The sequence below is a fragment of the Leptothrix ochracea L12 genome (genome assembly GCF_000262525.1).
Genome location: NZ_JH660693.1, coordinates 9,159 through 20,134, shown reverse-complemented (window position 1 = coordinate 20,134; position 10,976 = coordinate 9,159). Strand labels below are relative to the sequence as shown.

The window sequence follows — 10,976 nt, the reverse complement described above, 5'->3', positions numbered from 1 at the left end:
CCCCCCCCCCGTTCGGGCTGAGCTTGTCGAAGCCAGCGTGGGGCACAACACGGCCCTTCGACAAGCTCAGGGCGAACGGGGGTGTGGTGGCGCCCCGCGCATGGGATGCTTCAAACCCGTCCCACCCGCTCCAGATAGCGCGCAATCACCTGTTCTTCTGAGAACTCGCGCTGCATCTTGAGGGCCGATTGCGCGCCCATCGCTTCGAGCGCCGCACGCGGCAGCAGGGCCATGCGGGTCATGGCATCGGCCAAAGCGCCAGGATCACGCGCAGTGCAGAGCCAGCCGTTGCGGCCGGGGGTGATGGTGTCACGACAGCCGGGCACATCGGTGGCGATCAGCGGCCGGCCCATGGCCCCGGCTTCGAGCAAGGTACGCGGCACGCCCTCGCGGTACGAGGGCAACACGACGCAATGCGCCTCAGCAATAAAAGGCCGCACATCGCTGTGATGGCCCAGATAGCTCACCACCCCTTCGACCAGCCAAGCGCTTAATTCTTCAGCTCGGATCGCTGTCGGGTTGTCGGCCGCTGCCAAGCCCAAAAGCTGAAAACGCATTTGCGGCAGATCCTCGCGCACCATGCGTGCGGCTTCGACAAATTCACGCACGCCCTTGTCGCCCAGCAGCCGGGCGATCAGCAAGAAGGTGCGTGGCTCGGGGCTGCTGCTGGCGAGAGGCATCGCACTCGGCAAGGGCGTGGGTTGGAAGTGCTGCAAATCGACGCCTGAGCCCGGAATGCGCTCACTCTTGGCCTCAGACACCAAGCCAGCTTGGAGAAAAATCTGCCGGTCGTCCTCGTTCTGAAAAAACACCCAGTCGATGCGCGCAAAGGTCAGGCGATACAAGGCTTGCACCAGCTTGGTGAGCAAATTGCTGGCGATGAACGAACTGCCCAAGCCTGAAACATTGGCGATCTGCCGGCACGGCAAACACGAGCGGGCCAAGGCGCTGTAGATGTTGCCCTTGGGGGTGTAGGACAGCACCAAATCAACCCCCTCCTCGTGCAACCAGCGCCGCAGACCCAGCACTGCGCCCAATTCAGCAACCGGGTTCTTGCCCCGGCCAGACAGCGGCCAGACGCAGTGCTTGAAGCCCGCAGCGGTGATGCGCGCACTGTCATGCGCGTGCGCCGCATCTGGCGGAGCGATCGCCACCACCTCATGCCCGGCATGGCGCAGTGCCCGCATCAGGTTGAGGCGGAAGTTGGCCACGTACCAAGCTGTGTTGGCCACGATGGCGATCTTCATGCTGTTAAGCCAACGATGACAAAACAGGTCCAAGCATGGGCGTGGGACATCTTTAAACTGCCTACTGGGTACAAAAAAGAACGCGCATCGTAACGGTCACCGATATGTTTCCCCCCGATTGTTGGAACCCGAAGGTCTTTCGCCTCAGCAGCATCGCGCGCGCCGCAGCGCTTGCCTGCGGCCTCGGCAGTGGTCATCCGGGGGTTTGGGCTTTGCCCAGCAGCCTTGCGCCCACCAGCCTGCCGACCCAAGGCGCGGTGATCGCGGGCGCCGCCGCTTTGCAACCCGTGGCCGCAGGCGGCGCCAACTTGGTGATCACCCAAACCAGCCCCCGGGCGATCATCACGTGGGGCAGCTTCAACATCGGCAGCCAAGCCAGTGTGACGTTCCAGCAGCCCGACGCCAACGCCGTGACGCTGAACCGGGTCATCGGCAGCGGCGGCAGCCAGATCGACGGGCGGATGCAGGCCAACGGCCAAGTCTTTTTGATCAACCCGAACGGCATCCTTTTCAGCGCCAGCGCCCAAGTCAACGCGCACGGCTTGCTGGCTTCATCGCTGGACATCCTCGACGCCGATTTCAACGCTGGGCGGCTCCATGCCCAAGACACCCTCGGCTCCAACCAAGCGGCCAGCGTCAGCAACGCCGGCACCCTGATCACCGACAGCGCCAGCGGCAACTATGTTGTCTTGCTCGGCGGCCAAACCAGCAACAGCGGCCAGATTCAGGCCAACAACGGCACGGCGGCGCTGATCTCCGGCAGCGATATCACGCTCAATATCGGATCCACCGGCCTGATCCAAGCGGTGATCAACGCTGGCGCGCTTGAGGCCCTGACCGACAACAGCGGCACCCTGCAAGCCGACAACGGCCTGATTCAGCTGCGCGCCGCCGCTGCGCCATCCTCGTTGGCGCTGACCAGCGCCTTTGTCAACACCCACGGTGTGATCCAAGCCCGGGGGTTGAGCGCCACCTCAGACGGCACGCTTGAATTGAGCGCCGATGTCGTCCAAGCCTCGGGGAGCATCGACGTCTCGGGGCTGCATGGCGGCAAGGTTTTGGTCCAAGCCGGACGCAGCATCATTCAAGACGGTTTGATCGACGCCCACGGCACGGTGGGCCAAGGCGGCACGGTGCAACTCGACGCCACCAGCAGCGCGATTTTGCAAACCCTCAGCAGCCAGATCAACGCTGACGGCCCGGCCGGCGGTGGTTCGATCACGTTCAGCGGCAGCGCGTTGGCCGACATCGCCGGCAACAACCATGCAGCCGGCGGCACGCTCACCAACAAGCTCAGCGCCATCAATCACCGCAGTCTGGATTGGGTTCTCAGTCAACCCACCACCCTTGCCGACGGCAGCACCCTCTACCCGCTGGCTCAAGATTCGCTCGGCGCGGATGCTGGCGGCGCCGTGCTTCAACTGGACCCCCAAGGCCATCTCAGCTCGGTGTTCTACGGCCTGCATCCCAAGGATCACGTCGGCAGCGGCGGCATCACGCCGCTGTCGGGCCCCAACACCAGCACCAGCACCAGCACCAACGCTTTTGTCATCGCCAGCCCCGACTGGTCCGGGGGTTTGGGCGCCGTGACGTGGGTCGGCTCAAGCGGCGCCCAAGCCATCACCGCTGACCATGCGCTCATCGGCGCCCAAAGCGGCGACCGCGTTGGCAGCGGCGGGGTGGTCGCGCTGACCCATGGCAACTACGTGGTCAGCAGCCCGGATTGGGGCCCAGCCTATGAAGGCGCGGTGACCTGGGGCAACGGTGCCACCGGCTTGGTCGGCACCGTCTCCAGCACCAACTCGCTGGTCGGGGAGATTGCCGGCGACCGCGTTGGCAAAGGTGGCGTGATCGCCCTGACCAACGGCAACTACCTGGTGGTCAGCCCCGACTGGGGCACCAACTATCAAGGGGCCGTGACTTGGGGCAGCGGTGCGGGCGGCTTGGTGGGCCTGATTTCAAGCAGCAACTCGCTCGTGGGCGGCAACTTGGATCGACTCGGCAGCCGAGGGGTGATCGCCTTGGTCAACGGCAACTACGTGATCAGCAGCCCCGAATGGGGGCCGAACTACGAAGGTGCCGTCACTTGGGGCAACGGCGCCACCGGCTTGGTCGGCACCGTCTCCAGCGCCAACTCACTCATCGGCTCGATCTCGAACGACAAAGTCGGCAGCGGCGGCGTGATTGCCTTGGCCAACGGCGACTACGTGGTCGCCAGTCCCGATTGGGGCCCCAACTATGAGGGCGCGATCACGTGGGGCAACGGTGCCACCGGCTTGGCGGGCACGGTCAGCAGCAGCAATTCGCTCACCGGTGCCCCATCCGACCATCTCGGCAGCGGCGGTCTGACACGACTCTCCGCACCCAACAACAACGCTTTCGTGATCGCTAGCCCCGAGTGGTCCAACGGCCTGGGCGCGGTGACGTGGATCGGGCCGCAAAGCACCCGGATCAACGCCATCGACGCCAGCAACTCGCTCATCGGCAGCCAAGCGGGTGACCGGGTCGGCAGCGGCGGTGTGGTCGCCTTGACCCACGGCAACTATGTGGTCAGCAGCCCAGACTGGGGCCCCGCCTCTGAGGGCGCCGCCACTTGGGGCAACGGCGCCACGGGCTTGGTCGGCACCGTCTCCAGCACCAATTCCATGGTCGGCGCGATCCCGGGCGATCGCGTCAGCAGCGGCGGTGTGCATGCCTTGGCCCAAGGCAACTACGTCGTCAGCAGCCCGGAATGGGGCGCCAACTACGAAGGTGCGGTCACTTGGGGCAACGGTGCGACCGGCTCGGTGGGGCCGATCTCCAGCGCCAACTCGTTGATCGGCAATTCTTTCGAACAACTGGGCCACAGTGTGTGGCCTTTGGCGGATGGCTCCTACCTTGTGATTGGTCAAGGGGGCTCCAATTTGCAGTGTTTTGGAGACCGCGGTTGCATCGGCGTCATGTTGCCGTCCAACCGATCCTTCACCATGAATGCAAGCACCCACAGCTCAAGTGCTGATCCAAGCAGCACGGTGATCGACGACCACAGCAGCACTGGATCGACCGAGGCATCGACAAGCGGATCAGCGACCAGCGCAGCTGCTCACACCGCCCCACCTCCCGTACCCCAAGCGCCCAAGCAGCCCATCACTGCCACGCTGGACTCGCCCCACCCCATCTCACAGCCGCGCAGCAGCACCAGCTTGCCCGTCATTTCAGCCGACATGACCGCCGTCTTGAAGCAAGTGGAGAGCACCAATGCAGCGGGCATCTCGATCGCGCCCAATCTCGCTCACCCGGAAACCAACACCGCTGTGCCGCTAAGCAGCAAAACCGCCGGTGCTGACAAGCCCTCCACCTTGAGCAGCTTGAAAAGCTTTGCCAACACCATGAGCCACCAAGAAAAGGTGGCCGCCGCCGGACTGGCCGCCGCTGTGGGGGTCACGGCTGCTGGCGCTGGACTGCTTGGCTCCGGGGCGGCGGTAGCCACCAACAGTCTGATCAGCGTTTTGGGCAAAAACGTCTTGATCCGAAGCGTGCGCTTTGTGCTCAAACAAGGGGTGCAACGCTTGGCCAAGATGCTTCTCAGCCCAAGCAACCCGATTCACCATGTGATCAACCCCGCCGGGCTGGCGCTGGGCTATCTGCGTCCACGGGCCTTGGCGCTGTGGCGGCGCTGGCGTGGCCTCTGAAGGCTTGACGCGCTCAAGGCGTGCCCCCCCACCCACCCACACCCCTCCTCTCCCCTTACTCAACGCGCTTGCTCATCCAGCCAAGCTTGGAACATCAGCACGTCCCACACATGCGCCTGCCAATCGCGCCGACCGTGGACGTGGTCGTCCCACTTGCGGCGCACTGCGGCGACGTCAAAGTAGCCTTCGCGCGCCAAGCGGGCCGGGTCCAGCAAGGCTTCAGCCCAGTCTTTGAGGGGCGCGCGCAGCCAACCCTTGAGCGGGATGGCAAAGCCCATCTTCGGGCGGTCGATCAAGGCTTGGGGCACATGGCGATAGAGCACTTGGCGCAGCGGCCACTTGGTCACGCCGTCATGCAGCTTCAGCCCCTGCGGCAAGCAAGCGGCAAACTCAACCACGCGGTGATCGAGCATCGGCACGCGTGATTCGAGCGACACGCCCATCGCCGCGCGGTCCACCTTGGTCAAGATGTCGCCCGGCAAATAGCTGAGCTGATCGAGCACCATCATGCGTTCGACATCGCTCAAGCCCGGCATCAAGCTGGCCGAGCATTCGCTCAAGATGGTGGTCGGCTCGCTTGAGCCCAGCACCACCTTGGCCGGATCGGGCCAGTGACTGATCAGCCCCCGGTACAGATCACTGAAGTGCGCACTGCCCAGCAAACCCGCGCCCTTGTAGATCTTGTCGCCCAAGATCGGGTGTCGACGCTTGGCCGGCAGGGCCGACTCCACCAGATCAATCAACCGATTCCACTGATCGGGCGAGAGCAGCTGCAACGTCGAGCAAGCCAGATGGCGCAGCGGCCGGGGCACCTTGGACATGCGATGCCAGAGCTTGTGCGCCAAGCGATAGCGCTCGTAACCGCAGAACAGCTCATCACCGCCGTCGCCCGAGAGCGAGACCGTGACGTGCTGGCGCGCCAGTTGCGAGACCAGAAAAGTCGGGATCTGTGACGAATCGGAAAACGGTTCGTCATAGAGCTTGGGCAGATCGGGGATCACCGCCAAAGCCTGCGCGGGCTCGATGTAGAGCTCGGTGTGTTCGGTGCCCAAGTGCTGCGCCACCGCTTTGGCGTGCTCAGCTTCGTTGTAACCCGGCTCATGAAAACCGATGGTGAAGGTTTTGACCGGGCGGCTCGACTGCGCTTGCATCAAGGCCACCACAGCGGAGGAGTCGATGCCGCCCGACAAAAAAGCCCCCAGTGGCACGTCAGCCATCATCTGCTGACCCACGGCGTCTTTGAGCAGCGCTTCCAAGCGATCCACCGCGTCGTTTTCGCTCCCCACAAAGGGCTCGGCATGCCCCTGCAAAGCCACCTCAAGCGCCGACCAGTAAGCGTGGATCTGCGGCTCAGGCTGGGCCTGCGACACCTGCAACCAGCAGCCCGGCTCCAGTTTGTGGATGCCTTGATAAATGGCATGCGGCGCGCCGATGTAGTTGTGGCGCAGCAGCAGCGCAAGCGCGTCGCGGTCCACCACCGCCGCAAAGGCCGGGTGAGCGCGCAGCGCCTTGAGTTCTGAGCCGAACAACAAGGTGCGCGAACGGCCACCCACCCCGCCCTGCCAACCCCAGTAAAGCGGCTTTTCACCCATGCGGTCGCGGGCCAAGCTCAAAGTGCGCTCTTGGCGATCCCACAGCGCGATGGCAAACATGCCCACAGCGCGCTTCAAAGTTGCCTCAAAACCCCACGCCTCGAAGCCCGCCAACAAGGTTTCAGTGTCCGAATGCCCGCGCCAAGCGGGTGAACGCCCCAGCTGCGCCAGCTCAGCACGCAGTTGGGTGTGGTTGTAGATCTCGCCGTTGAAGGCGATCACATAGCGCCCGCTGGCGGACGTCATCGGCTGATGGCCGGCTTGGCTCAAATCGACAATCGCCAAGCGCCGGTGCCCCAAGCCGATGCCCACCTCCCGGTCCGACCACACCCCGGCACTGTCCGGCCCCCGATGCCGCAACGCCCCCGCCATCCGCCGCAGCAACGCTTCAGCATCTAGACGAGGCCCGATATCGCCCAAGGATAGAAAACCTGTCAAACCGCACATCAGGTTGATCCCTTCTTGGTTGACGCCACAACTTGGGCGTACACCGCTTCAGTGCGCTCGCGCGCCCGACGCATGGAAAACTCGCGCTGCAGCCGAGCATGCGCTCGGCCACCCATAGCCGCGCGATCCTCGGCGCTCATCGCCAGCAGATCGAGCAAACCTTGCGCCAAGGCTTGCGGGTTTTCGCGCTCGACGACCCGTGCGGTGTCACCCACCAGCAAGGCGGTATCGCCCACATCGGTGACCACGCTGGGACGCGCCATCACCATGGCCTCGCCCACCACGAGGGGGAAAGCTTCGGTGCGCGAAGAAGAACAAAACACATCCATGGCCGCCAGCAAGCGCGGCACATCGCTGCGCTCACCCAGCAAAAAAAAGCGTTCCGCGCACCCCGTCACCGCAATCCAAGACCACAAGATGGCGTTGTCCTTGTCCAGCCCGGTACCCACCATCAGAAAGCGCGCCTCGGGCCGACGTTGAGCCACCCGTGCGGCAGCTTCGACAAAATTGCGGTGATCTTTGGCAGGGTTGAAGCGCCCGACGCAGCCGATCAGCACCTGGCCCGCCGTCATGCCCAACTCAGCGCGCAAGGCGGCGACCGCCTCTGCGGCGATCGGGGCCGGCTCGGCGTCAAAACCGTTCGGAATCACCGTGATGCGCTGAGCGTCATAGCCCAGCGCCACATGCACCCGGCGCGAGGCTTCAGCCACACAAAGGATGCGGCTCGGCAGCCAGGACGAACTCCAGGCGCACAGCTTTTGCACCACCCGGGTTGGGTGTGAGCCGCTGCGTTTCAGGTCGAGCGAATGAATGCCCCAGATCACCGGCATCCCACCGGCCACCTTGGCCGCCAAGCCCCCCAGCAAATCGGCGTGATACATCCACGTTTGCACCACATCGGGCTGGATCTGCCGGATCAGGCGCTGCAAGGCCCAAAGCACACGCGGCACACCCAGCACACCACGCAACCCCAAGGCATGCACCGGCACCCCCATGGCTTGCAGCGCATCACCGTAGACGCCCATGGTGGTGAGCGAGATAACCTCGTGCTGATAACTCGTGTTCCCTTGATGGGCTTCCACGAGCCGCTTGAGCATCATTTCTGCCCCGCCGCGACCCAAGCCGATGATGACGTGGACAACCTTCAAGCTTGAACCACCGTGGGTGTCGAGCGACTCACCGCCGCAAACAAGCCGTCCCAAACGTTGAGCACCGCTTCCAAGGCATAGCGGTCGATCACCGAGGCGCGCGCATGGCGGCCCAAGTTGTGGCGCAAAGCCGCGTCACCCATCAACTGCGCCAAAGCACTGCGTAAGGCGTCGCGGTCATGCACCCCGACCAACAAAGCATCGATCCCGCCGCGACTCATCTCGTATGGGCCGCTGGGGCAATCGGTGCTGACACAGGGCAAGCCCACACCCATGGCTTCGAGCAGCGCATTGGGAAAGCCCTCAAAGCGCGACGCCATGACAAAGGCATCGGCCTCGCTCATCACTTGCCAAGGGGCATGGGTACGGCCGCGCAGAAAAATGCGCTGCCCTAGCCCCAAACGCACGATCTGCGCTTCGAGCTTGGCGCGTTGCGGGCCTTCGCCGTAGATCGCCAGATCCCAGTCTGGAAACTTGGGCGCCAGTTGGGCAAAGACTTGGATGATTGAGCTGACCTGTTTTTCTTCCGAGAGCCTTCCAAGGCTGAGCAGGGTTTTGCGGCCGGTGTTTTCTTGCTCCAAATGGTTGGCCTGCCAGCCCAGAACATCCATGGGCAAGGGATTCGGCACCACGGCCACCCGCTCTAAGCCGCCATAAACCTGATGGATGCTGGCCTGCACTGCCTCGGTTTGCACGGTGACCCAATCAGCATGCCGATACAACCACTGGCACGCCATTTTCCAAACCCAACCCACCGGCTGGATCGACGGATCACTGCGCTCGCAAACGATGCATGGCACGCCCGTAAAAGCGGTCGCAGCCAAGGCGGCGATATTCACATTCGGCAAAAACGAAATCACCACATCCGGTTTTTTCTCTTTCACCATCTGCCGCAGCGCCCTCAACCGCGCCCCATACCTTTTGCCCCCACCTTGAACAACCCCAACCCGCTCCGACAAATAGATCAAGTCAATATTAGGATGCAACTGATAGAACGGCTTCCCGCCCCCCGAAAACGTCGGCACCAACGTCACCTCATCCCCCCTCTGTGCCCACGCATTACAAAGCGTGGCCGCCACACGTTCGGCACCACCGGAGCTGAGAGAGCTGATGAGGAAAAGGATTTTTTGACGCACGCCTCATTCCTCCCAGAAGAATCTATATGGGACATATGGTGACTTCAGATGCATATCATCTAAAGAATTAACACGCGCACCACTATCTACTTTTTCAAGCCCAGAAATACCACCAAACAAATTTAAAACAACCAACGGCAAAACAATCATTCGAACATACATAGAATACTTCCTTCTGCCAGAATAATAAAAACACCAGTAAACAAGAATTATATTTACAATAACCTCAACTCTATCAACAAACAGAAAAACATTGCTAAAATACCTCAAAACAACCCAAAACAAGAAGAAAACAAAAATCCAAGCATTTCCAAAACTCAAAGAAATATAAGAACACAAAATACCAAACAACACAATCAACAGAAAGAAACCAGCTCCATAACTAGCCTCTTCACCGGAACCAAAGAAAACGGCATACGACAAATATTTCGCAGCCTGAGCATCACTAATCAGGAAAACAAATACTAATCCAGAAGCAACCAAAATAACAACCAACAGACCAAACAATTTAAAACTTATACGCTCCCTAACTATAACAATAGGCAAATAAAAAATCAACGATGAGTAGTGAGCCAAAAATGCAATTAATCCACCAATATAAAACTTCTTGGCCGAACCATACAACTCAGAAACAGTTATCAGCAACACCAAAGCAGCCGTTCCACCACGAAGAATATTAAAAGAAAAAGAAAGATAAAATGCCGACACGTAAAAACAAAGAAACAATGCAGGGCTAGCCAAAGAACGCAACACAACCCACAACAAAACGCCCTGAATTAACGAAATAGCCCCAACAAACAAAAAAGAACTTCCACCCAATAGACCAACAGCTTTTATCAGAAAAACAAAAATAGGTTCAACAACACCAAAAACACCACCCAAATCTTCATCGACGAAATTGTTATACATCTCATGATAAGAATAAGTATCAGTACCAACATAGCCACGAAGAGCGGAAAAAATAGTAATTATCGCCAACAAAAAAGACGTAACTTTTTTCTGAAAAAGCAGCGGCGTCCAACTGGCCAACCAAGCAGTAGAACAAACCGAGACCAAAACAAGAACATACAAAAACAAAATTAATCCTTAATCAGCCAAACTCGGCCTTCAGAATCAGTTACTTTATTCATCTTAAGCAAAACGCTTCTCTTTATTTCGGGACTCATCATGCCTGTACATGAATTCTTATTCTTCAGCTTATCAAGCAATTGATCAGTATTCCCGCAAACCCTAGCTGGAGAGCCAATTGCAACCGCACCATCTGGAATACTTCGAGTAACAACTGACATTGCGCCAATGACACAATTACATCCAATGCTAACGCCAGGAAGAATCACAGATCCCATTCCTATAAAAGTATTGTCACCAACATTAATTGGCCCCATAACATCCAAGTCAGGAGTATTTTTTCTAAAAATAAAAGTACTACCGTCATGGGTAATAAATCTTACACCAGCAGTCAATATAACATCGCTACCCAGAGTCACAAGATATGGCTCAGACCCAAAAGCCCCGGGATGCAAAGAGAACAACTTAACTCGATCGCCGACATTAACACCTATTTTTATCGCATACGAAACAGGATTAATCTTCGCATGTAAGAAATCAATTACATAGCGGATAATGCCAATTATTTTTTTCATCGCAAAATAGCCTTCTTAAAACAAGACAAGATAACAGGCCCAACAAGGAACCACCTCATAAAAGAAAGAATAATGTGCCGCAAAGAAGCGTC

The 10,976-nt window shown here is 59.4% G+C and carries 7 protein-coding genes; 1 reads left to right on the top strand and 6 read right to left on the bottom strand.

Features of this window, described 5'->3' with window-relative positions:
- Nucleotides 1-110: 110 nt before the first annotated feature.
- The gene (locus tag LEPOCDRAFT_RS02245) at nucleotides 111-1,247 is read right to left on the bottom strand and encodes a glycosyltransferase family 4 protein (protein ID WP_009453596.1); all 1,137 of its coding nucleotides are present in this window, start codon (nucleotides 1,245-1,247) and stop codon (nucleotides 111-113) included.
- Between the two features lie 104 nt (nucleotides 1,248-1,351).
- Between LEPOCDRAFT_RS02245 and LEPOCDRAFT_RS02240 the strand changes: the two genes are divergently transcribed.
- Nucleotides 1,352-4,918 carry a two-partner secretion domain-containing protein gene (locus LEPOCDRAFT_RS02240; protein ID WP_009453595.1) on the top strand — a complete coding sequence of 1,189 codons (3,567 nt, stop codon included), beginning with the start codon at nucleotides 1,352-1,354 and terminating at the stop codon, nucleotides 4,916-4,918.
- Between the two features lie 59 nt (nucleotides 4,919-4,977).
- Here the strand turns inward: LEPOCDRAFT_RS02240 and asnB are convergent, their stop codons facing one another.
- Genes asnB through LEPOCDRAFT_RS02700 form a run of 5 tightly spaced genes read right to left on the bottom strand, consistent with a single transcriptional unit; the run spans nucleotide 4,978 to nucleotide 10,884 of the window.
- A complete protein-coding gene (gene asnB / locus LEPOCDRAFT_RS02235) occupies nucleotides 4,978-6,957 on the bottom strand; it encodes an asparagine synthase (glutamine-hydrolyzing) (RefSeq protein ID WP_009453594.1) in 1,980 nt (659 codons plus the stop codon).
- Complete coding sequence (locus LEPOCDRAFT_RS02230; RefSeq protein WP_009453593.1) at nucleotides 6,957-8,105, bottom strand: glycosyltransferase family 4 protein; 1,149 nt, start codon at nucleotides 8,103-8,105, stop codon at nucleotides 6,957-6,959. The genes asnB and LEPOCDRAFT_RS02230 overlap by 1 nt, the downstream gene beginning before the upstream one ends.
- On the bottom strand, nucleotides 8,102-9,241 hold the full coding sequence (locus tag LEPOCDRAFT_RS02225) for a glycosyltransferase family 4 protein (RefSeq protein ID WP_009453592.1): 1,140 nt from the start codon (nucleotides 9,239-9,241) through the stop codon (nucleotides 8,102-8,104). The genes LEPOCDRAFT_RS02230 and LEPOCDRAFT_RS02225 overlap by 4 nt, the downstream gene beginning before the upstream one ends.
- A 3-nt stretch (nucleotides 9,242-9,244) precedes the next feature.
- Nucleotides 9,245-10,312, bottom strand: a complete 1,068-nt coding sequence (locus LEPOCDRAFT_RS02220; RefSeq protein WP_172632735.1) for an EpsG family protein — start codon at nucleotides 10,310-10,312, stop codon at nucleotides 9,245-9,247.
- A gap of 8 nt (nucleotides 10,313-10,320) precedes the next feature.
- The gene (locus tag LEPOCDRAFT_RS02700; protein ID WP_009453590.1) at nucleotides 10,321-10,884 is read right to left on the bottom strand and encodes an acyltransferase; all 564 of its coding nucleotides are present in this window, start codon (nucleotides 10,882-10,884) and stop codon (nucleotides 10,321-10,323) included.
- Nucleotides 10,885-10,976: the final 92 nt, after the last annotated feature.

Bases quoted from the DNA above. Each gene is read 5' to 3' on its own strand.
- asnB (WP_009453594.1), bottom strand. From the start codon at position 6,957: ATGTGCGGTTTGACAGGTTTTCTATCCTTGGGCGATATCGGGCCTCGT.
- LEPOCDRAFT_RS02240 (WP_009453595.1), top strand. From the start codon at position 1,352: ATGTTTCCCCCCGATTGTTGGAACCCGAAGGTCTTTCGCCTCAGCAGC.
- LEPOCDRAFT_RS02245 (WP_009453596.1), bottom strand. From the start codon at position 1,247: ATGAAGATCGCCATCGTGGCCAACACAGCTTGGTACGTGGCCAACTTC.
- LEPOCDRAFT_RS02700 (WP_009453590.1), bottom strand. From the start codon at position 10,884: ATGAAAAAAATAATTGGCATTATCCGCTATGTAATTGATTTCTTACAT.